Annotated in this window: 19 protein-coding genes, 1 tRNA gene and 3 pseudogenes; 13 read left to right on the top strand and 10 right to left on the bottom strand. The window is 71.0% G+C overall.

The window, feature by feature from the left end; all coding sequences use genetic code 11:
* Nucleotides 1–11: 11 nt before the first annotated feature.
* Nucleotides 12–469 (top strand): annotated as a pseudogene (locus tag AB0L59_RS21210) (GNAT family N-acetyltransferase).
* 55 nt (nt 470–524) lie between these two features.
* Here AB0L59_RS21210 and AB0L59_RS21205 read toward each other — a convergent pair.
* Both AB0L59_RS21205 and arfB read right to left on the bottom strand, forming a co-directional pair.
* Complete coding sequence (locus tag AB0L59_RS21205) at nt 525–1,382, bottom strand: sigma-70 family RNA polymerase sigma factor (protein WP_365585811.1); 858 nt, start codon at nt 1,380–1,382, stop codon at nt 525–527.
* Nucleotides 1,383–1,457: 75 nt separating this feature from the next.
* On the bottom strand, nt 1,458–1,895 hold the full coding sequence (gene arfB, locus AB0L59_RS21200) for an alternative ribosome rescue aminoacyl-tRNA hydrolase ArfB (RefSeq protein WP_365585808.1): 438 nt from the start codon (nt 1,893–1,895) through the stop codon (nt 1,458–1,460).
* 195 nt (nt 1,896–2,090) lie between these two features.
* On the opposite strand from arfB, the gene AB0L59_RS21195 reads away from it, so the two are divergent.
* The gene (locus tag AB0L59_RS21195) at nt 2,091–2,666 is read left to right on the top strand and encodes a TerD family protein (protein ID WP_365585805.1); all 576 of its coding nucleotides are present in this window, start codon (nt 2,091–2,093) and stop codon (nt 2,664–2,666) included.
* Nucleotides 2,667–2,771: 105 nt separating this feature from the next.
* Nucleotides 2,772–3,728, top strand: a complete 957-nt coding sequence (locus AB0L59_RS21190) for a GNAT family N-acetyltransferase (protein ID WP_365585802.1) — start codon at nt 2,772–2,774, stop codon at nt 3,726–3,728.
* A 36-nt stretch (nt 3,729–3,764) separates the two neighbouring features.
* On the opposite strand, the gene AB0L59_RS21185 is transcribed toward AB0L59_RS21190, so the two are convergent.
* On the bottom strand, nt 3,765–5,153 hold the full coding sequence (locus tag AB0L59_RS21185; protein WP_365585799.1) for a M1 family metallopeptidase: 1,389 nt from the start codon (nt 5,151–5,153) through the stop codon (nt 3,765–3,767).
* 78 nt (nt 5,154–5,231) lie between these two features.
* Here AB0L59_RS21185 and AB0L59_RS21180 point away from each other — a divergent pair, with 78 nt between their 5' ends.
* Entirely contained in the window at nt 5,232–5,732 is a 501-nt protein-coding gene (locus AB0L59_RS21180) for a hypothetical protein (protein WP_365585796.1), read from the top strand.
* Nucleotides 5,733–5,735: 3 nt separating this feature from the next.
* Here the strand turns inward: AB0L59_RS21180 and AB0L59_RS21175 are convergent, their stop codons facing one another.
* Entirely contained in the window at nt 5,736–6,425 is a 690-nt protein-coding gene (locus AB0L59_RS21175; protein ID WP_365585793.1) for a pentapeptide repeat-containing protein, read from the bottom strand.
* Between the two features lie 194 nt (nt 6,426–6,619).
* On the opposite strand from AB0L59_RS21175, the gene AB0L59_RS21170 reads away from it, so the two are divergent.
* The gene (locus AB0L59_RS21170; protein ID WP_365586283.1) at nt 6,620–7,600 is read left to right on the top strand and encodes a zinc-binding dehydrogenase; all 981 of its coding nucleotides are present in this window, start codon (nt 6,620–6,622) and stop codon (nt 7,598–7,600) included.
* Between the two features lie 102 nt (nt 7,601–7,702).
* The gene (locus tag AB0L59_RS21165; protein WP_365585790.1) at nt 7,703–9,217 is read left to right on the top strand and encodes an MFS transporter; all 1,515 of its coding nucleotides are present in this window, start codon (nt 7,703–7,705) and stop codon (nt 9,215–9,217) included.
* On the opposite strand, the gene AB0L59_RS21160 is transcribed toward AB0L59_RS21165, so the two are convergent.
* The 3 genes from AB0L59_RS21160 to AB0L59_RS21150 are packed head-to-tail and all read right to left on the bottom strand — an operon-like array spanning nt 9,206 to nt 11,788.
* The gene (locus tag AB0L59_RS21160) at nt 9,206–9,685 is read right to left on the bottom strand and encodes a GNAT family N-acetyltransferase (RefSeq protein WP_365585787.1); all 480 of its coding nucleotides are present in this window, start codon (nt 9,683–9,685) and stop codon (nt 9,206–9,208) included. The two genes, AB0L59_RS21165 and AB0L59_RS21160, sit on opposite strands and share 12 nt — an antisense overlap.
* A gap of 32 nt (nt 9,686–9,717) precedes the next feature.
* The gene (locus AB0L59_RS21155) at nt 9,718–11,124 is read right to left on the bottom strand and encodes an FAD-dependent oxidoreductase (protein WP_365585784.1); all 1,407 of its coding nucleotides are present in this window, start codon (nt 11,122–11,124) and stop codon (nt 9,718–9,720) included.
* A gap of 10 nt (nt 11,125–11,134) precedes the next feature.
* Nucleotides 11,135–11,788: a rhomboid-like protein gene (locus tag AB0L59_RS21150; RefSeq protein WP_365585781.1), complete on the bottom strand. Its 654-nt coding sequence runs from the start codon at nt 11,786–11,788 to the stop codon at nt 11,135–11,137.
* A 351-nt stretch (nt 11,789–12,139) separates the two neighbouring features.
* Here AB0L59_RS21150 and AB0L59_RS21145 point away from each other — a divergent pair, with 351 nt between their 5' ends.
* Entirely contained in the window at nt 12,140–14,551 is a 2,412-nt protein-coding gene (locus AB0L59_RS21145) for an N-acetylmuramoyl-L-alanine amidase (protein WP_365585779.1), read from the top strand.
* Nucleotides 14,552–14,794: 243 nt separating this feature from the next.
* Entirely contained in the window at nt 14,795–16,825 is a 2,031-nt protein-coding gene (locus AB0L59_RS21140) for a glycosyltransferase family 4 protein (RefSeq protein WP_365585776.1), read from the top strand.
* A 292-nt stretch (nt 16,826–17,117) separates the two neighbouring features.
* On the opposite strand, the gene AB0L59_RS21135 is transcribed toward AB0L59_RS21140, so the two are convergent.
* Together AB0L59_RS21135 and AB0L59_RS21130 are read right to left on the bottom strand one after the other, a co-directional pair.
* On the bottom strand, nt 17,118–17,849 hold the full coding sequence (locus AB0L59_RS21135) for a response regulator transcription factor (protein ID WP_365585773.1): 732 nt from the start codon (nt 17,847–17,849) through the stop codon (nt 17,118–17,120).
* 38 nt (nt 17,850–17,887) lie between these two features.
* On the bottom strand, nt 17,888–18,484 hold the full coding sequence (locus AB0L59_RS21130) for an FtsX-like permease family protein (RefSeq protein WP_365585770.1): 597 nt from the start codon (nt 18,482–18,484) through the stop codon (nt 17,888–17,890).
* A gap of 365 nt (nt 18,485–18,849) precedes the next feature.
* Here AB0L59_RS21130 and AB0L59_RS21125 point away from each other — a divergent pair, with 365 nt between their 5' ends.
* The 4 genes and pseudogenes from AB0L59_RS21125 to AB0L59_RS21110 form a co-directional block, all read left to right on the top strand.
* A complete protein-coding gene (locus AB0L59_RS21125; RefSeq protein ID WP_365585767.1) occupies nt 18,850–19,686 on the top strand; it encodes a hypothetical protein in 837 nt (278 codons plus the stop codon).
* Between the two features lie 118 nt (nt 19,687–19,804).
* Nucleotides 19,805–21,082 (top strand): hypothetical protein, encoded by a 1,278-nt coding sequence (locus AB0L59_RS21120; RefSeq protein WP_365585764.1) that lies wholly within the window; start codon nt 19,805–19,807, stop codon nt 21,080–21,082.
* A 389-nt stretch (nt 21,083–21,471) separates the two neighbouring features.
* Nucleotides 21,472–21,639 (top strand): annotated as a pseudogene (locus AB0L59_RS21115) (site-specific integrase); the annotation flags it as partial.
* Between the two features lie 495 nt (nt 21,640–22,134).
* Nucleotides 22,135–22,254: pseudogene (locus AB0L59_RS21110) on the top strand (tyrosine-type recombinase/integrase); the annotation flags it as partial.
* Nucleotides 22,255–22,378: 124 nt separating this feature from the next.
* Here the strand turns inward: AB0L59_RS21110 and AB0L59_RS21105 are convergent.
* A tRNA-Thr gene (locus tag AB0L59_RS21105) sits at nt 22,379–22,452 on the bottom strand.
* 206 nt (nt 22,453–22,658) lie between these two features.
* Here AB0L59_RS21105 and ugpC point away from each other — a divergent pair.
* The gene (ugpC, locus tag AB0L59_RS21100) at nt 22,659–23,795 is read left to right on the top strand and encodes a sn-glycerol-3-phosphate ABC transporter ATP-binding protein UgpC (protein WP_365585762.1); all 1,137 of its coding nucleotides are present in this window, start codon (nt 22,659–22,661) and stop codon (nt 23,793–23,795) included.
* Nucleotides 23,796–23,940 lie beyond the last annotated feature (145 nt).

The raw sequence follows: 23,940 nt of genomic DNA, 5'->3' as shown, positions 1-23,940 counted from the left end.
ACTCTGCGCGGATGAGTCCTCATCTGGAAGAAGTCACCCCGCGAACTTCGACGCCGCGATCGGCATCCGGATCCGCCCCGACCAGGAACACGCGGTCGAGCCGGTCGTGAAGTCCCTGGCGGAGGCGTACGTCCACCCCACCGGCGTCGCCTGGCCCCGGCTGATCGTCGACGGCGGCCGCCCGGTCGGCTTCCTGATGGCCTTCCTCGACATCGACTGGTACGGCGACGGCAGCGTGCGCCGCTCGGGCCTGTGGCGCCTCAACATCGCTGCGGACGCACAGGGACGGGGCTACGGCCGGTATGCCGTCGACTCCGTCGCCGACCTCATCCGCCGCCGGGACGGCAAGGACATGTACGTCACCTGGCATCCCGGCCCGGACGGCCCGGAGGAGTTCTATCTCCGCCTGGGCTTCCGGAAGAACGGGGAGACGAGCGGGGATCAGACCGTCGGGGTGCTGGAGTGGTGACCGTCCCGGTGAAGCGAGTCCGTTGACCCCGCCCGAGCCCGGCCCGCGGTGCGGGTCACGCGGGCTCGACGGTCAGCTCCGACAGCCGGGCCGGGTCCGTCACGATGTCGATGGACGTGATGCGGTCGGTGACGAACGTGAACGTCAGGGCGCGCTCGACGCGGCCCTCGGCGTACACCACCAGTCCCGTCGCCCCGTCGACCAGCGCGGCATGCGCCACGCGGGCGAGATGCGCGAAGCTCTTCGCACCGGAGGCGACCCGCACCGCGCCGGCGGTCACACCGGCCTCGCTGCGCGCCACCACGTCCGGGTCGAGCACCTCCAGCAGCCCGTCGAAGTCACCGTCCCGCGCGGCCGCCAGGAAGGCGTCGACCACCTCCCGCTGCCGTGCCAGATCGGTCTCCGGCGCCTGCGCCCCCCGCACCCGGCGTCGCGCCCGGCTGGCCAGCTGCCGCGCCGAGGCCGGGGTGCGCCCGAGGACACCGCCGATCTCCTCGAACGGCACCCCGAACAAATCGTGCAGCACGAACGCCAGCCGCTCGGCCGGCGAGAGCGTGTCGAGGACGACCAGCAGAGCCACCCCGACCGAGTCGGCGAGGACGGCGTCCTGGGCCGGGTCGGGTGCGGCGGAGGGGCCCGGGCTCCAGCTGTCCAGGGGCTGCTCGCCCCGGGAGCGGCGGGAGCGGAGCATGTCGAGGCAGACCCGGCCGACGACGGTCGTCAGCCACCCCCCGAGGTTGCTCACGTCCTGGGTGTCGGACCGGCTCAGCCGGAACCAGGCCTCCTGCACCGCGTCCTCGGCCTCTGCCACCGAGCCCAGCATCCGGTAGGCGACGGCCCGCAGATGTCCCCGGTACGCCTCGAACCGCTCGGCGAGAAGGTCGTCGTCGTGGTGCCGCTCGTTGTCGCTCATCGTGGGCCCGGCCTCTCCGTCGTCATCGGTGGTCCTCCGCCTCACTGACGAACAACGGGCCCCGGATGTGACGTCTCAGGACCAGTCCCGGCCCGATCGGCCCCGCTTGGTCTCCGCGCGCTGTTTCTTCTCCCGCAGTCGGCGTTCGTTGATGCCGCGCGGGATCCGCGACGGCCTGCGCGGTTTGGGCGGGGGCGCGCTGGCCTCCGCGAGGAGCGCGGCGAGGCGTACGGCGGCGGCCTCCCGGTTGCGCCACTGGGAGCGGTGCTCGGAGGCCCGTACGGACACCACGCCGTCGACGAGCCGGCCCGCGAGCCGCTGCAGCGCCCGCTCCTTCCACACCGGCGGGAGCGCCTCGGTGCGGGCGAGGTCGAAGCGCAGCTCCACCTGTGAGTCACTCGTGTTGACGTGCTGTCCGCCGGGCCCGGACGATCTGGAGAAACGCCACATCAGCTCGGCCTCGGGAAGCGAGACGGAGCCACGGATGACGTAAGGACCGGACATGTGCTCCATGTTCCCGCTCCCGGCCGGTCCGCGTCACCTCGATTTCCGGACCCGGGCGGGCCGCCCGGCGGGAGACGCGTCGGTAAAAAAGGTAAAGGGATCCGGAACCGTCGGGACCCCCCTCGACGTTCTTCCCGGTGACGGTAGCTTCGTCGGCACAGATACACAGATGTCCAAGGGATATCCAAGGAAGGGACTCCCAACATGGCTGTAAGCCTGTCCAAGGGTGGCAACGTCTCGCTCACCAAGGAGGCTCCGGGCCTGACCGCCGTCACCGTGGGCCTCGGCTGGGACGTCCGCACCACCACCGGCACGGACTTCGACCTGGACGCCTCCGCCATCGCGGTGAACGGACAGGGCAAGGTCTACTCGGACGCGCACTTCGTCTTCTTCAACAACAAGCAGACCCCGGACAACTCCATCGTCCACACCGGTGACAACCGCACCGGCGAGGGCGCGGGCGACGACGAGGCGATCAACGTCAACCTGGCCGCGCTCCCGGCCGACATCGACAAGATCGTCTTCCCGGTCTCCATCTACGACGCCGAGAACCGCGGCCAGAACTTCGGCCAGGTCCGCAACGCCTACATCCGCATCGTCAACCAGGCCGGCGGCACCGAGATCGCCCGCTACGACCTCTCCGAGGACGCCGCCACCGAGACGGCCATGGTCTTCGGCGAGCTGTACCGCAACGGCGCGGAGTGGAAGTTCCGCGCGGTGGGCCAGGGTTACGCCTCGGGCCTGGTCGGCATCGCCCAGGACTTCGGGGTGAACGTCTGACGGACACCGCGCCGGGCTCCGGCCGCCGTCCGGTTCGGACCGGCGGCCGGAAGCCCCCGCGGAAAACCGGAGGTGGCCGACAGCCCTTCGGGATAGCTTGCCCCTGTGATGATCGAGCCCCTCCGCCCCGGCCAGGACATCCCTGCCCCGCTGCTGGCCGAACTCACCGCGCTGTACGCGTCCAACCGCGAGTTCCACCGGCTCAGCGGCGACTTCCCCGACCCGGACGACGTACGTCCCGAGCAGGTCGCGGCCGCGCTGGCCGGGGACCTGGCCGTGCCGGGCGCCGAGGTGCTGCTCGCCCGCGCGGAGGACGGTCGTCTCGTCGGACTCGCCGGCACGCTCGCCCATCACCCCGACCCCGCCGACCCTGACCCGTGGATCGGGCTGCTGATGGTGGACGGGGAAGAAGACGGCAAGGGGCACGGCCGTGCCCTGGCCGATCTCGTCGAGAACCGTTTCCGCGCTCAGGGCCGCCGCAGCGCCGTACGGCTGGCCGTCCTCGCCAACAACCCCAAGGCCCTCGCCTTCTGGACGGCCCTCGGCTACGAGGTGATCGACCACCGCCCCGACCGGGCCCTCGGCCGCCCCTGCGCGGTGTTGCGCAAGGCGCTGGGCGACGGGGCGCGCGCCGCACGGAAGGCGGCCCGGATCGCCGTCGTGGACCCGGAGGGGGCGGTGCTCCTGTTCCGGTACGACAACGTCGAGGTCGGCGTCCACTGGGCGCTGCCCGGCGGTGGCCTGGAGGAGGGCGAGTCCCCGCGGGAGGGGGCCCTGCGGGAACTGGCCGAGGAGACCGGCTGGACGGACCTGGAGCCGGGCCCGGTGCTGTGCACCTGGGAACACGACTTCACCCACACGGGCGTTCCGGTCCGCCAGCACGAGCACGTCTACGTCACCCGCGGCCCGCACCGCGCCCCGAGCGGAGCCCATCTCGCCGCCGCGCACACCGCCGACGGCATCCTCGGCTCGCGATGGTGGACCAGGCCCGAGCTGGCCGAGGAGCCCGAGCCGGTGTGGCCGCCGGGACTCGCGGGGCTGCTGGACGCGTGGGAGGGCTGAGCGGCCGGTGCGGTGGCCGCAGGACGGCGGCCGTCGTCACGGACGGGCCGGTTTGCCGTCGCCGTACAGCCAGTCCTTCCAGATCTCGGTGAAGTCCTTGTGCGGGGCCTTCTTCTCCACGTACGCGGTGAAGTCGGCGGTGCTCGCGCTGCCGTGACGGCGGGTGGCGGCCCAGCCCTGGATGATGTCGTAGAAGGTGTCGTCGCCGACCTTCTGCCGGATCTTCTGCAGCACCATCGCGCCGCGCTGGTAGACGGGGCTGTCGGAGATGTGGGCGGCGCTGGAGGGTTTCGCCGGCGGGTAGGCCCAGATGGCCTCGTTGTCGCCGTTGTAGAGGTCCATGAAGGTCTTCTGGGCGCTGTTCCCGCCGTGGTCCTCCCGCCACAGCCACTCCGCGTAGGTGGCGAAGCCCTCGTTGAGCCACATGTCCTGCCAGGACTCCGGGGTGACCGAGTCGCCGTACCACTGGTGGGCGAGCTCGTGCACGAGGGTGCCGGTGTCGAACTGGTCGGCGGGGAAGACGGGCCGGTTCTGGGTCTCCAGCGCGTAGCCGGCGTCGCCCGGGCGGTCGACGATCACCCCGGTGGAGGAGAAGGGGTACGGGCCGAAGTTGTACTCCTCCCACTTGATGATCCCGGGGAGCTGCGCGAGCACCTTCGCGCTCGCCTTCGCCTGGGTGGGGTCGACGGCGGTGAGGATCGGCAGTCCGTGCGGGCCGGTGCCGCGGGCGATGTCGAAGTGGCCGACGGCGACCGTGGCGAGGTAGCTCGCCATGGGCTGGGCGGTGTGCCAGTGGTAGGTCGTACGGCCGCCCTTGGTGGACTGGTCCGCCAACTCGCCGTTGGAGACGGCCTGGAGGCCCTCGGGGACGGTGACGGTGAGGTCGTAGGAGGCCTTGTCGGAGGGGTGGTGGTTGCCGGGGAACCAGGCCATGGAGCCGACCGGTTCGCCGAGACCGAGGGCGCCGTCGGCGGTGGGCAGCCAGCCCTCCTTCGAGCCGTCGGGGTCGGTGAGGGTGCTCGGGGTGCCCGAGTAGCGGACGGTGGTGCGGAAGGTCTCGCCCTTGCTCAGGTCGTCGTGCGGGCGGACGGTGAGTTCCTGGCCGGCCCGTTCGAAGAGGGCGGCCCTGCCCTCGACGGTGACCGAGTCGACGTGCAGCCCGGCGAGGTCGAGGTCGAAGGCGGACAGGTCCTGGGTGGCGCGGGCGGTGATGACGGCCGTGCCGGTGAGGTGGCGGGTGGCGGGGGTGTAGTCGAGGGTGAGGTCGTAGTGCCCGACGTCGTAGCCGCCGTTGCCGGCCTTCGGGAAGTACGGGTCGCGCACGCCGGAGCCGCCCGGGGTGCCGTGGACCCCGCCGTCGCACGCGGTGAGGGCGAGGGTGAGCAGGGCCGCGACGGCCGGCACACGGCGTACGGATCTGGACATGCCAGTGATCTTAGGTGCCCGGGGTCCGCGTGATCCGCGGTGCCGGGGGTCCTGCCGAGGCGTGACACCATCTCTGACGTGCTCGACATCGGCTACGCCCTCTCCAACCGGTTCCCGGACCCCCCGCAGACCGACTACCGCCGCGCGGACGTCCACGCGCTGCGGCACGACCTGTTCTGCGGTGACGTGTATCTCGCGGACACGAAGACGGACCGGGAGCTGTCCACAGCCTGGGGATGGGTACCGGTGCTGGACTTCGCGTGGGCGCTGTGCGACATCGTGGAGCGGCTGGACCGGGACCCGATGGGCTCCCGCGCCGCCCGGCCGCAGCGGGCGGAGCTTGACTTCACCGAGTCCACCGACCGGATGCTCTTCGAGCGCCGCTTCGGCTGGGTGGACATCACCGCCGACTGGACGCCGGCCGAGGAGTCCCCGCTGTCCTTCTCCCACGCCGAACTGCGCCGGGAGGCCCGCGACTTCCTGCACGACCTGGTCGCGGACCTGACCGACCTCCATGAGGACCTGGCGGAGAACCCGGCGATCTGGACGCTCCAGGCCCGCTTTCCGCGCGTGCCGTAGGGCCTACTCGACCCGGATCCCCAGCTCCGCCGCCAACGCCGGTGCCAGGTCCAGCAGTTGCCCCGTGCTGATCACCGCGCCCGACAACCGGTCGAGGCCCCGCACGATCTCCAGCGGGGCGGCCCCGCGCAGGTCCACGTCCTGCAGGGTCGCGCTGCCGAAGTCGGCCTTCCTCAGCGCGCAGTCGACGAACTCCACCCGCTCCAGGACCGCGCCCGCGAAGTCCGGCTCGACCAGGACGCAGGACTCGAAGACGACGTCCTTGAGGCGGGCCTCCCGGAGGTTCAGGTAGTCGATCTTGCCGCCCCGCACGACGACCCGCTCGAGGACGGCGCCGTGCAACTGGGTGCCGCCGAGGCGGGCGTCGATCAGCTCGACGTCCCGGAACGTGGACTCGGCGAGATGCGTGCCCACCCCGCGCAGGCCGGTCAGGACCGAGTCCAGCACTCTGGCCCGCCCCAGCGCCGTGCCGTCCACCGCGCAGCCGGTCAGCGCGCAGTCCATGAAGCGGGCGCCCACGCCGTCCTGCCCGGTCAGGTCGGCGTCCCGGAAGTCCAGCCCGTCATAGTCCCCGTCCGGCGCCAACTCCCCGCCGGTCCACGGCACCAGGGGCGGCAGCCGCAGCTCCGGCCGTCGCGCGCCCTTCGCCCCTGCCCGGGCCGCCGCACGGCCACCCGTCGCTCTCCTCGCCATGCCCCCCATGCTGCACCCCGCCACTGACAATCGTCCTGACCTGGGAAGACTCCGGCGATGCCCCGTTCCGTCCCCGCCCCGCCGTCGTCGTCACGGGCCAGGTGAACCGACCCGAGGAAGGTCCGCCCTTGACCTCGAGCGTGCTTGAGGTCGGAGGCTGGGCGCGCACCACACCGTCGTTCCAGGGGGTCGCCATGCACGCCGTCCGTCTGTACGCCTTCGGTCCCGCCGAGAACCTGACCTACGAGCGGATCGATGACCCGGTGCCCCGTCCCGGGCAGGTGCGGATCGCGGTCGCCGCGGCCGGGGTGCACCTGCTCGACGCCGCTCTGCGCGCCGGGCACCGGGGCCCGCTGCCCGAGCGGGCCGCCCTGCCGACCGTGCCCGGCCGGGAGGTCGCGGGGGTCGTGGACGCGCTCGGCGACGGCGTGGCCGGACTGTGGCTCGGCAGGCGGGTCGTGGCCCATCTCGGCAACGCGCCCGGTGGCTACGCCGAACTCGCCGTCACCGAGGTCGACCGGATCCACGAGATCCCGCGGAACCTGGACTCCGCCGAGGCCGTCGCCATGATCGGCACGGGGCGTACGGCGCTGGGGATCGTGCAGTTCGCCGAGCCGGGACCGGACGACGTGGTCGTCGTACCGGCCGCCGCCGGCGGCATCGGCACACTGCTCGTGCAGTACGCGAAGAACGCCGGCGCCACCGTGGTCGGGCTCGCGGGCGGCGCCGAGAAGACCGCCCGGGTCCGCGCCGACGGCGCCGATCTCGCCGTCGACTACACCGACACCGCCTGGCCTGCGAAGGTCCGCGCCCACTTCGGCGCCCCCGGGCAGGGACCCGCCACGATCGTCTACGACGGCGTCGGCGGCGAGCCGGCCCGGCAGTCCGTCGCCCTCCTCGGGCCCGGCGGGAGGCATCTGGTCTTCGGCTGGTCGGCGGAGGGGATCGGGCAGGGCGAGGGGTACGTCGTCGAGGGTGTCTCCGAGTCGGTGCTCGGCCCGGCGATGCTCCGGAAGGCCGGCGGCCTGCGCGCGCTCGAACTGCGCGCGCTCGCCGAGGCCGCCCAGGGTCGGCTGCGCCCGGCCGTCACCCGCTTCCCGCTCGCGGAGGCCGCCGCGGCGCACCGTGCGCTGGAGAACCGCGGCACGATCGGAAAGGTGGTGCTGGAGCCGTGAACAGGGCCGCCGGAAAGCTTGCCGACAACCCTGGGGACGGCGCGGAACAGCCGGAACGCACACATGGATGCACTACGTCCCGATTCATGGTGTTCTGGCCAGATGAGTACCGGCCGAACGGGTGAAGCCGGGCCCCCCGGACAGGCCCTGGAGGGGACGGATCCGCACCGCTGGTGGGGGCTGGTCGTCATCGCCCTCGCCCAGCTGATGGTCGTCCTGGACGCGACGATCGTGAACATCGCGCTCCCCTCCGCCCAGCACGCCCTGCACATGTCCGACGGAAACCGGCAGTGGGTGATCACCGCCTACACCCTCGCCTTCGGCGGACTGCTGCTGCTCGGCGGCCGGATCGCCGACCTCGTCGGACGCAAGCGCACCTTCGTCGTCGGGCTGGTCGGCTTCGCCGTCGCCTCCGCGATCGGCGGCGCCGCCACCAGTTCCGGGATGCTCTTCGGCGCCCGCGCGCTCCAGGGCGTCTTCGCCGCCGTCCTCGCGCCGTCCGCGCTCTCCCTGCTCACCACGACCTTCACCGACCCGCGCGAACGCGGCAAGGCCTTCGGGATCTACAGCGCGCTCGCCGGCAGCGGCTCCGCGATCGGGTTCGTCGTCGGCGGCCTGCTCACCGAGTACCTGAGCTGGCGCTGGTGCCTGTACGTCAACGTGCCCATCGCCGTCCTCGCGGTCGTCGGGGCCTTCGCCCTCCTGCACGACCGCCCGGGCCACCCCGAGGCCCGCCTCGACGTGCCCGGCGTCCTGCTGGGCTGCGGCGGCCTGGTGGCGATCGTCTACGGCTTCAGCGAGGCCGAGCCGCGCGGCTGGACCGATCCGCTGGTCCTCGCCCTGTTCGCGGGCGGCGCGCTCCTGCTCGGCGGGTTCGTACGGTGGCAGACCAGGGCACCGAGCCCACTGCTCCCGCTGCACATCGTCAAGGACCGCGACCGGGCGGGCTGCTTCCTGACGATGATGCTCGCGGTGATCGGCATGTTCGGCCTGTTCCTGTTCATGACCTACTACCTGCAGGTCATCCTCGGCTACTCGCCGGTCAGGGCGGGCCTGGCCTTCCTGCCGCTGACCGCCGCGATCACCACCGGCTCCACGCAGATCTCCGCACGCCTGCTGCCCCGCGTGCCGCCGCGCCTGCTGATGGTGCCGGGCATGGCCCTGGCGGCGGGCGGCCTGCTCCTGCTGACCCGGATGACGGCCCGCTCCTCCTACGCCGGCGAGATCCTGCCCGCGCTGCTGCTGATGGGCCTCGGCATGGGCCTGACCTTCATGCCGGTGTTCGCCACCGCGACCTCCGGGGTCGCCCCGCGCGACTCCGGTGTCACCTCCGCGACCGTGAACACCGCGCAGCAGGTGGGCGGTTCGATCGGTACGGCGCTGCTCAACACCATCGCCACCACGAGCGCCGCCGCCTACGTCACCGCCCGTCTGCGCACCGGCGCCCCGAAGGCCCTCGTGGTCCCGGCCGGGGTGGTCCACGGCTACACCGTCGCCATCTGGTGGGCGGCCGGCGTGATGCTCCTGGCGGGCCTGACGGCCGGCCTGATGGTCACCGCCAAGGCGCCCGGCCACGGGGCACCGGCGCGGACACCGGTAGCGGAGTCAGTGGGCTGAGCCCAGCGCCGCCAGCGCCCCGTCGGTGAGCCGGTACACCGTCCACTCGTCCTGCGGGCGGGCGCCCAGCGCCTCGTAGAAACCGATCGCGGGGCGGTTCCAGTTCAGCACCGACCACTCCAGGCGCTCGTACCCGCGCTCCCCGCAGATCCGCGCCAGCTCGGTCAGCAGCGCCCGGCCGTGCCCACCGCCGCGCGCGGCCGGCCGGACGTACAGGTCCTCCAGGTAGATCCCGTGCACCCCGCGCCAGGTCGAGAAGTTCAGGAACCACAGCGCGAACCCCACGGCCTCGCCGGTCGCGTCGTCCACGGCCATGTGCGCGAACGCCGCGGGCCGCTCCCCGAACAACGCCTCCTTGAGCTGCTCCTCGGTCGCCTTCGCCTCCTGGGGCGCCTTCTCGTACTCGGCCAGCTCACGGATCAGGGCATGGATGACGGGGATGTCGTCGGGGTTCGCGGTACGAATCATGCGGGGAGGCTAACCGGACGGGGCGCCGCCCGTCAGTGCCGTCCCGCCACTCGGTCGGCGACCTTCGCAAGGCGGGAGGACTCGATGCCGGGGCGGAGGCGTTCGCGCTGGTCGGCGGTGCGGTACGTGGCGTACATGCCGTGGACGCCGAGCCAGCGGAAGGGTTCCGGCTCCCATTTGCGGACCTTGTGGTTCACCCAGGGCAGGTCGGTGAGCTCGGTGCGGCCGCCCTGGCCGGAGTCCTGCCGGACCAGGTCGCGAAGGGTGCGGGCGGCCAGGTTGGTGGTGGCGACACCGGAGCCGACGTAGCCGCCGGCCCAGCCGAGGCCCGTCGAGCGGTCCAGGGTGACGGTCGCGCACCAGTCGCGCGGCACGCCCAGGACGCCCGACCAGGCGTGCTCCACTCGGAGCCCGGCCAGGGACGGGAAGAAGCGGGTCAGGATCTCGCGCAGGGCCTCCACGGTCGCCGCCTGCGTACGGCCGTCGTTGTCGGTGCGCGAGCCGAAGCGGTACGGCACCCCGCGGCCGCCGAGCGCGATCCGGCCGTCGGCGGTGCGCTGGGCGTACATGTAGGCGTGCGCCATGTCGCCGAGGGTCTCGCGGCCCGCCCAGCCGATCGACTGCCACTGCTCCTCGGTCAGCGGCTCGGTCGCGATCATCGAGGAGTTCATGGGGAGCCAGGTGCGCTTCTGGCCCTTGAGGGAGGCCGTGAAGCCCTCGGTGCAGCGCAGGATGTACGGCGCGCGAACCGTGCCGTAAGGGGTGACCGCGTGCTTGGGGCGGATCTCGGTCACCGGGGTCGACTCGTGGAGGGTGACGCCCAGGGCCTCCACCGTGTCCGCCAGTCCCTTGACCAGCTTCACCGGGTGCAGCCGGGCGCCGTGCGGGGTCCAGGCGGAGCCGACCGCGTCCGCGACCCGGATGCGCTCGGCGGTCTCCCGGGCGCCGTACAGCTCCCGGTCCTTCTCGCCGTACGCCAGCTCGTGCTCGTGGAAGGCCTTGAGGCGGGCCAACTGGGCGGGCGTCGTGGCCACTTCGAGGACGCCGCCCCGGTGCACGTCCGCCTCGATGCCCTCGGCCTCGGCGACCGCGATCACCTCGGCGACGGTGTCGTTCATCGCCTTCTGCAGCCGTACGGCGGCCTCGTGGCCGTGCAGCTTCGCGTACCGGTCGCGGCCGGCGATGCCGTTGTACAGCCAGCCGCCGTTGCGGCCGGAGGCGCCGTACCCGCAGAACTTCTGCTCCAGCACGGTGATCCGCAGGAAGGGGGCGGCCTTCTTCAGGTAGTACGCCGTCCACAGGCCCGTGTAGCCGCCGCCGACGATCACGACGTCGGCCGTGGCGTCCCCGGACAGCGGCTCCCGCACCACCGGAAGGCCGTCGTCCGCGTACCAGAAGGAGATCCCGCCGTTGACGACACTGCTTGCCGAGCTGCTCATGGCCGGGACGTTAACCCCTCAGAGCGGCCAGTGTCTCCTTCGGATTCCATGCTTTTCCGCGGCCCCGGGTCAGCGGATAACAGGCCAGACCGATCAGTACGGACACGAAATGACCCAGGTCCGTGAAGGTCGGCCCCTCGGTCAACGGCAGCCCGAACACCACGAGCACCACCACCAGGTACGCGTACCGCCAGGGCGGCGCCATCCGGTAGGCGAGCACCGCGATGACCCCGGCCAGCGCGTAACTCACCCCCACGTCCAGGGTGTTGACCGCCGAGTGGGGGGCTATGCCGTCCCGGATCGCCTTCAGCAGGGCGCCCTCACTGATCAGCGTGGCCAGCACATGCGCCAGCGCGCACACCGCGAGCCAGCGGGCGGTGCCCAGCCAGCGCTCGACCGGCGCGTGGAACACCGTGTACAGCAGGATGTACGGAAGCCAGTGGCCGCTGTCGATCCACATCGCGCTCGCCACCAGCACCCGCACCGGATTGCGCGACAACTCGTGGATGTTGGTCGAGCGCTGCCGCAGGAAGTGCTGCTCGAAATCCGGCGACATCTGGTGCAACGCGACAGTGGTGACGAACAGGACCGCCAGCCACACATACGTGCCGGGAGCACTGCGGACGTACGCCCACACGCCGCCGAGGCCCCGGATGTTTCGCATGAGCCGATTCACGCACGTCAGTATCGTCCGAGGCGTGATCGACATTCCCGGTGATCTCGCGGAAGCACAGGAAACGTACAACCGCGGCGGGGCGGGCCTCGTCGTCGCGCTGTCCGGATCTCCTGGGGAAAGCCCAGGCCGGCGACATAGGTGACGCTTGAACGTTCGGGTGCGCTGATATTCCAGGGCACTCCTGTGACGGCTGTGCCCTGCAGTGGCTGTGATGACAACTACGACGGGGCTTCCGGGTGGGGCATGAGAACTGAACACGGGGCTCGACGCGTGCGTCGTCGAGCCGGTCTGAGGAAACACACGTGGCTGGCGCTGGGGGCGGTCGTCGCCGGGGGCGGCGTGGCTGTGGCGACCGTCGCGATGGCGGGTTCGGGAGGGCACGCCGGAGCGTCGGCCGCGCCGGGACCGATCAGGACGCATGTCCGCTCCCTGTCCCTGGCCGGGACCGCCGCGTCGCTCAAGACGCTGGGGGCCCGGTCCACGGCCCCGTTCAGCATGGTGGGTGTCACCTGGAACGGCGCGCACGCCAAGCTGCGCGGCACGGTGGAGGTGCGAACCCGTTCCGCCGCCGACGGCCACTGGACACCGTGGCTGAAGATGCAGCAACCGGACGACATCCCCGACTCCGCCGAGCTGAACCGTCCCGGTGTGCGCGGCGGGATGTCGCCCATGTGGTCGGGACCGTCGAACGGAATCCAGGTCCGCGCGACCGGAGCGGGCAGGAAGACCGCGCTGCCCGCCGGGCTGCGGGTGGACCTGGTCGACCCGGGCAAGCCCGCCGCCGGCGGGACGCAGGCCTCCGGCATGGGTCCCGCGGCATACGCCATGGACGCGACGGCCACCGACACCGCGACGCCGACGGCCACCGACACCGCGACGCCGACGGACAGCGTCGCCCCCACCGACACCGCGACGGCCACGGCAGGCGGCGACGCCTCGGGCACCCCGACCGCGACGGACCCCGCCTCGCCCACGGACACCCCGACGTCCTCCGGCACCCCGACGGCCACGGCCACGGCATCCGGCACACCGTCCACCGGGACCTCCGCCTCCACCTCGCCGAGCGCGTCCCCGACGTCCTGGCCCAGCCAGCTTCCGTCGCTGTCCGTGGCGTACCCGTCCTGCACGACCGCCTCCGGCAGCCCCTCCGCGTCGGCGTCGCCGGCCCCGCCGGACCCGATGCCCGCCGCGACCACCTCGACGGTGGCACCGCCCACCGTGGTCACCCGGGCCGGCTGGGGCGCGGACGAGTGCGCACGGGAATCGGGTTACCCGACGTACGGCTCCGCGGTGAAGGTGATGTTCGTCCACCACACGGACACCACCAACAACTACTCCTGCGCCGACTCCCCGGCGATCGTGCGCGGCATCTACGCCGAGCACCTCAACCAGGGGTGGCGCGACCTCGGTTACAACTTCCTCGTCGACAAGTGCGGCACCATCTTCGAGGGCCGCTTCGGCGGGATGGCGCTGCCGGTCGTGGGCGCCCAGACCTACGGGTTCAACACCAACAGCATGGGCGTGGCCGCCATCGGCACGTACACCGACCTCAGCGGCGGCGACTCCACGGCCAGCACCTTCCCTGGGGCCACGCCGAGCCAGGCGATGCTGGCCTCCATCGCCCGCATCGCGGCCTGGAAGTTCGGCATGACCGGTGTGAACCCGGGCACCGGTACCGCGTCGCTGCCCGAGGGCGCCTCCGACAGTTACGGCTTCACCCTGGGCAACAGCTACAACTTCAACGTGATCTCCGGGCACCGCAACGGCTTCGCCACCGACTGCCCCGGCAACCAGCTCTACAACGCCCTGAGCACGATCCGCTCCTACGCGGCCGGCCCGGTCGGCGCGGTCTCCGTCACCGGGATGTCCGGCGGGGCGACCAGGTCCGGGACGAGCTACTACACCAAGGGTGCGGCCACGGTGAGCTGGACGACCGCCACACCGTCCGCGGTGATCTCCGGCTTCGACGTCCTGGTCGACGGCAAGGCCGTGGCGCACACCTCCGGCTCCGCCCGCTCGGCCTCCATCTCGGTCGCCGCCGGCAGCCACACCGTCCAGGTGCGCGCCACCCACGTCCGCGGGTCGACCACCCTGTCCGGCTCGGTGACCCTGGTCGGCGACACGACCGCGCCCACCTTCCCGACCGCCCCCGGCGCGCAGCTGCGCACCGGCACGGTGAGCTCCGGCGCGGTCCCGGTCACGGTGACCTGGAAGGCCGCCGACAACGCGGCGCTCGCCAAGGTCGTGGGGACCTCGCCGTCCTCGGCCACCTTCGGCCCGACGGTGACGTCCTGGGCGACCAGCGCCAAGCCCGGCACGTCGGACCTGTTCGCCCTGACGGCGTACGACGTGGCCGGCAACACCGGCGGCGCCTCCGTCCACCGGACGCCGAACATCGTCCAGGAGACCTCCACCACCCGGACCGGCACCTGGACACGCCGGGGCAGCACCAGCTACCTGGGCGGCTACTCGTACAGTTCCTCGTCCGCCAAGGCCTCGATCAGCTGGACCTTCACCGGACGCTCGGTGGCCTGGATCGTCTCGCGGGCCTCCACGTCGGGCCAGGCGTACGTCTACGTCGACGGCACCAAGGTCACCACGGTGGATCTGAAGTCCTCAACCACCCTCTACCGCCAGGCGATCTGGACCAAGACCTGGTCCAGCTCCGCCAAGCACACCCTGAAGATCGTCGTGGTGGGCACCTCGGGCCGCCCGACCATCACCACCGACGGCATCGCCACCATCGGCTGACAAAACCGCCGGCCCGGGGCAAGCCCCGGGCCGGCGGCGTTTCAGAGACCCGTGTCGGCTTCTGCAGGTCACCCGAGCGGCGATCTTTCAAGACACGGCCTCCGGAGGGGCGGAGGTGCACTGGCGACCCAACCCTGTGTGAACGGTGAGAAAAATGAGTGAATACTCTATGACTGTCTTACGGTCGGCATGTGTCCGACCGGTGCGGCAGCTCTACCCGTGCCATACAAGCAGGAGAACCGTGTGAAGATCGCGTTCCTCATCCACAACGTGTACGGCTTGGGTGGCACAAATCGGACAACGATCAATCTCGCCTCCGCCCTGGCCGAACGCCACGAGGTGGAGATCGTGTCGGTTTTCCAGACGACGGACGCACCGCTGTTCGCCGTGGACCCGCGGATCAGGCTGACCGGCCTGATCGACACACGTGAGGTTCCCGAGAAGGACCGGCGCGTGCCGGCCAGGGTCTTCCCCGTGGCCGAGACGCGCTACCACGAGTACAGCACGGTGACGGACGAGCGGGCCGCCGCCTACTTCGACCGGAACAGCCCGGACGTGCTCATCGGGACGCGCCCCGGACTCAATGTGTACGCCGCGCGCTTCGGCGGCGACCGGACACTGCGCATCGGCCAGGAACACATCACGCTCGCCTCGCATCCGGATGCCCTGCTTCCAGACCTGAAGAAGGCCTATGCGCGCCTGAACGCATTCGTCACCGTTTCCGAGGCCGATGCGGTCAACTACCGCAACGACATGGCCGTTCCGGGGCTCCCGATCGTCTCCATACCCAACAGCGTCCCGGCGCCGTCGGTGTCCCCCGCCGACCCTGCCGCCAAGACGGTCGTCGCCGCAGGGCGGCTCGCGGCCATCAAGCGGTACGACCTGCTCGTGCAGGCCTTCGCGAAGGTCGCCGCCAAGCACCCCGACTGGCAGCTTCGGATCTACGGCGACGGCGGACAGCACGGCAGGCTGCGCGCCCTGATCAACGACCTCGGCCTGTACAACCAGGTCCATCTGATGGGACTCGCCTCGCCGATCGAGGCCGAGTGGGTCAAGGGTTCGATCGCCGCGGTCACCTCGGACAGCGAGTCCTTCGGCATGACCATCGTGGAAGCGATGCGCTGCGGTGTCCCGGTCGTGAGCACCGACTGCCCACTCGGCCCGCGTGAGATCATCCGCGACGGCGAGGACGGCCTGCTGGTCCGGCCAGGAGACGTCGACTCCATCGCCGAGGGCCTCCTGCGGTTGATCGACGACCACAGCGCGCGGGCCGCGATGGGTGCCGCGGCTCGCCGCAACGCCGCGCGGTTCGACCCCGCCGCCATCGCAGGGCGCTACGAGGAGCTGTTCCGTGAACTCGGCGCCGGCCGCTCCACCACGACGCCCGGGCGCACCTCGCTGTGGAGCCGTCTGCGGCGCACCCGCGCCGGACGGGTGGCCGAGCCTCAGGCGGCAGCGCCGGAGCGGCCGGCTGTGATGAGCGGGTCCGTCCGTACCGACGCCGACGGCTTGCTGCACGTGGTGCCGGCGCCCACCGCACCGGTCGACGAGGGCGACCTGCTGCTGATCAGACGCGGCGGCGAGAACCGTACGACGCTGCGCGTGCCGCTCGTCCACGGCGACGGCGGCCGGATCTCGGCTGCCGTCGAGTGCACGCTGCCCCTGGGGAACGCGGTGTGGGACCTGTGGATCGCCCCGGTGAAGGGGCCGCGCAAGCGGCTGCGCAGCGACCTGCTCGACCTGCGAAGCCTGATGGAGTTCCGGCCGGAGCCTTGGCTCTCTCCCGTGCGGGCGCTGCTGCCGTACACGACCGTGGACGGGTTCATCGCATTGAGCACCCGTGAGGCCGACGTACACGCGGAGGTGCAGGGCATCGACGTCGACGGCGGCGAGATCGGCGTGGCGGTGCGCCTGTTCGGGACCGACGCCGACGCCGAGGGGTTCGAGTTGCGACACCGCCGCCGCGCCGACGCCCCGCTCCTGGAGCCGTCCTGGCACCGCGACGCGGACGGGCTGCTGCACGCCCGCGTCATCTGCGCGGACGTCGCTCGGCACCACCACGACGAGCAGGACCTTTGGGATCTGTCGGTCCGCGTCTCCGGACGGGCCGAACCTGTGTCCGTCGGCGGCTGGTTCGGCGACGTCAAGGACCGCAAGAAGGTGTACGTGTACCCCGTCACGGTGTTCGAGGACACCCCGCGCGGACGCGCCCGGGTACGGCCGTACTACACGGTCGACAACGCCCTCTCCGTCAACGCCGTCGACCTGCTGTAGCGGCCCACGGCCGAGTCCGGGCCAGGGCACGTGACGTACATGGATCGCCTGCCCAGGCGCCGCCTCGACCGTGAGTGACCGCCCCGGTCGAATACAAGTGGGATCGAATCCCTGTCGGGTGGTGCCGGGGACTGCCGCGTGGTGCTGTTTTTCCTGATCAGCGCCGCGCGGCTTCGTGCTCGACCCTGCTCGTGACGCCCAGTGCCGGACAGTCCGCTCACGCATCGCGTCCGCGGGGAACGCCTCGCCATTCCCAGGAGGAAGCCTGGCAGGCTCCGTCCGGCCCAGTGCGTCAGATCTCCAGACGATAGCCATGCCCTCTCAGAGTGGCGATGCGGGGCAGATGGCTGACGCGCGGGTCTGTTTCGGTGGCCTCCGTGAGACGGCGGCGCAGGACAGCCATGGTGACGTCGAGGGTCTTGGTGGAACCGAACCAGTTCACGTCCCAGACCTCGGCCATCAGGGTCTCGCGGGAGACGGCTTCACCCGCGTGCCGTGCGAGAAGGGAGAGCAGCTCGAACTCTTTCGGACGCAGAGCGACTTCCGCGTCGTGCAGGGTGCAGCGGCGTGCCGTGGGGTCGATGGTGAGGTCGCCGAGGTGGATCGGCTGCTGCTGGGCGGGTGCGTTGAGGGTCTGACGGCGCAGGTGGGCGCGCAGGCGGGCCAGCAGGACGGTGAGGCTGAAGGGCTTGATCAGGTAGTCGTCGGCGCCGGCGTCCAGGCCGGCGATGATGTCGATGTCGTCGGTGCGGGCGGTGAGGATGACGATCAGCAGGTCCCGGAAGCGGCTGCGCAGAGTGCGGGCGACGTCGAGGCCGTCCATGTCGGGCAGGCCGAGGTCCAGGAGCAGGGCGTCGTACGATGCCCTGCTCGCCTCGGCGAGGGCGGCGACGCCGGTGCGACTCCAAGTGGCGGTGTAGCCGTTGCTTTGCAGGCCCGTGTGAAGGTGGTGGCCGATGACCTCGTCGTCCTCGACCACGAGGACCTTCGGGCGGCTGCTGTCGGGTGCGGCGGGCGTGCCCATGGCCGACAGGGTAGACACGTCCGTCCCTGTGCGCTGGCTCACAGGTCGCGCAGTTCCTCGACGGCCGGGCGGCGGGCGCGGCGGATCCCGTTCAGAGCCGCGGCCAGTACGGCGATCAGGGCGGCCAGCGCGGTCAGGGTCAGGTAGCCGCCGGGCACGGCCAGGGCGGCGGGCGGCGGGTCGAAGACGCCGGTGAGGACCTTGACCAGCATCTGCGACAGGGCCCAGCCGATGAGGGCGCCTCCGGCGAGGCCGACCACGGCCAGGAGCAGGGCCTCGGTGAGGACCATGCCGCGCAGCTGGCGCGTCCTGGCGCCGAGGACGGTGACGATGGCGAAGGTGCGGCGGCGTTCGGCGAGCCCGAGGGCGAGGACGAGTCCGCCGGCGCCGGCGGCCAGCAGGACGGCGAAGGCCAGCTCGATGCGGGTCAGGCCGGCCAGGTCGACGGAGGTCAGGCTGGTGCCGACGGTGCCGCGGGTCTGGGTGAGGTCGGTGATCGTGGCGCCGGTGCCGAGCTTCGCCCGCAACTGTGCGGCGATCTGCCGCTGATGGGTGCCGCCGGTGTCGAGGAGGAAGGCGCCCACCGCGTCGCTGCCGGTGGTCCCTGGAGCCCGGCAGAGAGCAGCACCAGCCACAGCAGACACGGTGCGGTGGACACCGGCAGTCGGATCAGCGGCCCGAGCTGCAGATCGTGGGTGTGGCGCAGCCACAGGCCGGGGCCCGGAAAGATCAGGGTGGCGACGTAGGACAGGACGACGGCCCGGCCCAGACGGCGACGCAGCCAAGCGGTCGCGCGGTCAGTGATCGCTGGGCCGGTTGTCGGGGTGTGCATGGCGGTCTTCTTCCGTCGCGGGGGCAGGGGCGGGACGGAGGACCTTTATGCGGAGACGATGCGTGTACGTGTGCATGCAGCCATGGGGCGTGTACGGACCGGGCGTGACGGGTGATCCACGGCGGTGGTCAGGATGTGTTCAGGTGGCTGGTGGCACGGTCGGGCAGCGTGACGTACGAGACCTCTGAGAGTCCGGTGGTTCCTGAGGCCGGCCAGGCGGCCGCTTGCCGGCATCGGCCGCACTGGAACAAGGTGCCCGAAGTCACCGTCCACTTCTGGGTGATCAAGGTGCTGTGCACCACCGTCGGCGAGACCGCCGCCCATCTGCTGAACGAGAAGGCCGGTCTCGGGCTGACCGGTGTCTCGCTGCTGATGACCGCGCTGCTGGCCGCCGTGCTGGTTGTGCAGTTCCGCACCAAGGGCTACCGGCCGGGTGTGTACTGGCTCGCCGTCGCCCTGATCAGCGTCGTCGGCACCCTGGTCGGCGACAACCTCACCGGCAACATGGGTGCGGCGCTGGATACCACCACCGCGGTCTTCGCGATCGCCCTGGTGATCGTCTTCGCCCTCTGGTACCGCACCGAACGCACCCTGTCGATCCGCCACATCGACACCACCCGCCGCGAAGCCTTCTACTGGCTGGCCGTGCTGTTCACCTTCGCCCTCGGCACCTCCGCCGGCGACCTGGTCGCCGAGAAGATAGACCTCGGCTACTGGGTGAGCACCGTGCTCTTCGCCGCCGCCCTCGCCGCGATCGCGCTCTCCCGGTTCTCCCTCGACCTGAACGCTGTGTGGAGCTTCTGGATCGCCTACATCCTCACCCGCCCCCTCGGCGCCTCCGCCGGCGACTACCTCTCCCAGCCCACCGGCGACGGCGGCCTGGGCCTCGGCATCGTAGTGACCAGCGCCCTGTTCCTCGCCGTCATCCTCACCCTGGTCGTCTATCTCTCCGTCACCCGCAAGGACGTCACCGAACCGGAGCGGGCAGCGGTACCTGTGGCCTGAGCCGCCGTGAACCAGACGGATGTGCGGATGGCCGCGGTCACGTCGAGGTGACATTCCCCACGCCCCAGGCGACCACGTAGTCAGGATGTGTACAGGTTGGTCGAGCCAACCTCGTCGCATGACGACGACAAGCGAAGACCGCACGCGCCGCAGTGGGCGGCTGATGCTGAACAAGGTTCCCGAGGTCACCATCTGGTTCTGGGTGATCAAGATCCTGTGCACGACCGTCGGTGAGAGTTTCGCCGACTGGATCAACATGAAGCTGGGCGTCGGCCTGGTGAACACGGCCTGGATCTTCACCGCGGTGTTCGTCGTGGTTCTGGGCGTCCAGCTGCGGCTGAAGCGGTACGTCCCGTTCCCGTACTGGCTCACCGTGGTCGTTGTCAGCGTCACGGGCACGCTGTACACCGACATCCTGACCGACCAGCTCAACGTGCCGCTGTGGATCAGCTCCGCCGTGTTCTCGGTCCTGCTCGCAGTGGTCTTCGGCGTGTGGTGGCTGCGCGAGCGCACCCTCTCGATCCACTCGGTCACGACGCTGCCGCGTGAGTCGTTCTACTGGCTCGCCGTTCTCGTCACCTTCGCGCTCGGCACCGCGACCGGCGACTGGACCCTCGAGCTCACCGGCTGGAGCCCGGGAGTCTCGGTCCTGCTGCCGCTCGGCCTCATCGCGGCGATCACGCTGCTGTGGAAGTTCGGCGCGAACCCGGTGCTGTCCTTCTGGCTCGCCTACATCCTGACCCGCCCGCTGGGCGCCAACATCGGCGACTGGCTCGCCTCGCCGAAGGTCGCTCAGAACCCGGGCGACCCGACCGGCCTTGCGCTGGGCACCTTCACCACCAGCCTGATCTTCCTCGGCCTGATCCTGGCGACTGTCATCTACCTGACGGTGACGCGCTCCGACGTGACCGAGACCTACGAGGCCACGCACAACCCGCAGGTCACCGCCAACCCGCACAGGGAGCGCATCGGCCTGGCGGGCTTCGGCCTCCTCGCCGTCGCCACCGGGGGCCTGCTGGTCTGGGCCCACAGCCAGCCGCACGTCGGCCCGGCGCCGGAGACCGACGCCACCTCCACCGTTCAACTCGCCCCTGGCCAGGCCGTGAAGAAGTTCCCGCCCGCGAAGGTCGACGCACTGACGGCACTCGCGTCGACCTCGCTCAAGGACGCACGGTCGGGGAACGCGACGGGGGCCCACGCAGCTGCCCAGTCGCTGCGTGATCTCTGGGATGCCGACCAGTCCTCGTTGCAGCCACTGGACAACACCGGCTGGACGTTCATCGACGCACAGATGGACAAGGTCCTGAAGACCTTCGGCATCGACCACCCGAACCCGCCGATGTCACCGGCGCAGCAGGAATCCGAACTCACCACCCTCCTCGCAGATCTGCGCTGACAGACCTGATCGGCGCCCGATCGCAGTCGCCGTCGGCGCGCTGCGACCTTCGGCGACGAGGCAAGGAGACGACGCGGAGGAATGGGCGGGTCGGCAGGACGGACAGGGGGAACGCAGAACCGCCCTACCGACGGGGGAAGTTGGCGAGGCCGTGACCACGTGGGTTCATGCGCGTCGGTCGGGGTGACACGCGTACATCGGAGTGCTGTGCGGTCCCCTGGCTCTCGCCGGCCTGGGACCGGGGACCGCACAGGTCGTGGTCCGGTGACCGCCCTGCCTTGGCAGGTGGCCCCAGGTCTTCCCTCTCGAAGCCCGTGGCCCTCGGCGTCGGGCCGTTCCCGCTTCGGGTGACCTGCATTCGCCCGCCCACGTCCCGCTAGGAAGCGGAAAAGCGCCCCAAGGCGCTGGTGTGGACCGAGGAGCGCATCCTCCTCTGGAAGCGCACCGGCGAGAAGCCCTCACCGGTGATGGTCTGGACGCCGGAGCACACCGGCCTCTCCCTTGACCCCGTCGCACAGGACCGCCTGTACGCGCTGTGGCACCTGGTCGCCTTCCGCCTCGACCTGCTCACCTATGGCGCCGACCGGCAGACCGCGTACTACACCATCGGCCCGGTCACCGTCGCCTACGTCCTGCTCGGCGTCGCGGCCGGAGCCCTGGCCGGCACCCTCCTGCGGCGCGCCTGGACGGCCCTCGTGGCCGCCCCCGCGCTCACCTGGCTACTGGCCGCCCTGCTGGTCCGCTCCCGCGCGGTGCTGCTGCTCGACTTCACGCTGTTCTCCAAGGTCCACGGTTATCACCCCGGTGGCCTGCTCGGCCTCCAGTTCTACGACGCCCTGCCGCAGGACTCCTACCTCGTCAACTCCCTCGACCCTGGCGACTACTGGGGCTACCAGGTCGCCTCCAGCGTGCTGGTCCTGGTGCTCGCCGCCCTGCTCGCGCTGGCGGCCCTCCGCGTCGTGCGCCAACGCACGGCACAGCGCTGACGCGCGCCGCCACCCCGGCCGGCCCCGTCCCGGAGTCTGAGCTGGCCGCAGAGCCAGCAACGCTTTCGCATCACGGCCGCCGCCGGCCTTCGGCGCATCCGTCTGCACGACGCCCGGCACGGCTGCGCCACGCTCCTCACCGCGGCCGGCGTCGCGCCCCGTGTCGTGATGGAGATCCTGGGTCACCACATGGACCGCCTGCTCAGGCGCCGCCTAGACCGCGAGGGACCACCCCGGTTGATGTCACCCGTGGATGTCGAAACGCCCCGGACGGATCATCGTCCGGGGCGTTTTCGCTGTTCAGCGAGAGAGCCCCCTGTCGGATTCGAACCGACGACCTTCGCTTTACAAGAGCGGCGCTCTGACCAGCTGAGCTAAGGAGGCCTGCGCATGCGCGCCCGTGCAGTGTACCCAGGTCCGGGCCGCCTCCCGTCGAAAATTTCCGCGAAGTTCACCGTCCCTGAGGTACTGACAGCGCACGTGAACGGCAGGTACCGTCATGAGCCAGTTCACTCGTGTGGACTACACCACCACCTTCCTACAACGGATCGTCCGGCACGTTCCTGCCGGTAGAAGGGGGCCCATTCACCATGGCCACTGTCACGTTCGACAAGGCGACCCGGATCTACCCGGGTTCCACGAAGCCCGCCGTCGACGGTCTCGACATCGCGATCGAGGACGGCGAGTTCCTCGTCCTGGTCGGCCCGTCGGGTTGCGGAAAGTCCACCTCGCTGCGGATGCTCGCGGGCCTGGAGGACGTCAACGCCGGCGCCATCCGCATCGGTGACCGCGACGTCACGCACCTGCCGCCCAAGGACCGGGACATCGCCATGGTGTTCCAGAACTACGCCCTCTACCCGCACATGTCGGTCGCCGACAACATGGGCTTCGCGCTCAAGATCGCCGGCGTCAACAAGGCGGAGATCCGGCAGAAGGTCGAGGAGGCCGCGAAGATCCTCGACCTCACCGAGTACCTGGACCGCAAGCCGAAGGCCCTCTCCGGTGGTCAGCGCCAGCGTGTCGCCATGGGCCGCGCGATCGTCCGTGAGCCGCAGGTCTTCCTCATGGACGAGCCGCTGTCCAACCTGGACGCCAAGCTCCGCGTCTCCACCCGTACGCAGATCGCGTCCCTGCAGCGCCGCCTCGGCATCACCACCGTCTACGTCACCCACGACCAGGTCGAGGCCATGACGATGGGCGACCGCGTGGCGGTCCTCAAGGACGGCCTGCTCCAGCAGGTCGACTCGCCGCGCAACATGTACGACAAGCCCGCGAACCTCTTCGTCGCCGGCTTCATCGGCTCCCCGGCCATGAACCTGGTCGAGGTCCCGATCACCGACGGCGGCGTGAAGTTCGGCAACAGCGTCGTCCCGGTCAACCGGGAGGCCCTGAAGGCCGCCACCGACAAGGGTGACCGCACCGTGACGGTCGGCGTCCGGCCCGAGCACTTCGACGTGGTCGAGCTGGGCGGCGGCGCCGCCACCTCCCTCGCCAAGGACAGCGCGGACGCCCCGGCCGGTCTCGCCGTCTCCGTGAACGTCGTGGAGGAGCTGGGCGCCGACGGCTACGTGTACGGCGCCGCCGAGGTCGGCGGCGAGGTCAAGGACCTGGTCGTGCGCGTCAACGGCCGCCAGGTGCCGGAGAAGGGCTCCACGCTGCACGTCGTGCCGCGGCCGGGCGAGACCCACGTGTTCTCGACGTCCACGGGTGAGCGTCTCTCCGACTGAGCAGCGCGTTGCGCCCACGTTGACGAAAGGGGCGCCGCGGAGTGCCGCGGGGCCCCTTTCGTGCGAGTCCTTCCTTCGGATATACCCCGGCACAGCGATCATTCCGGACGGGGCGCGTCAACCCCCTACCCAGAAAGAGGCGCCA

Source organism: Streptomyces sp. NPDC052109, assembly GCF_040680195.1.
Lineage (GTDB): Bacteria > Actinomycetota > Actinomycetes > Streptomycetales > Streptomycetaceae > Streptomyces.
This window is presented reverse-complemented; position numbering and strand designations above follow the sequence as displayed.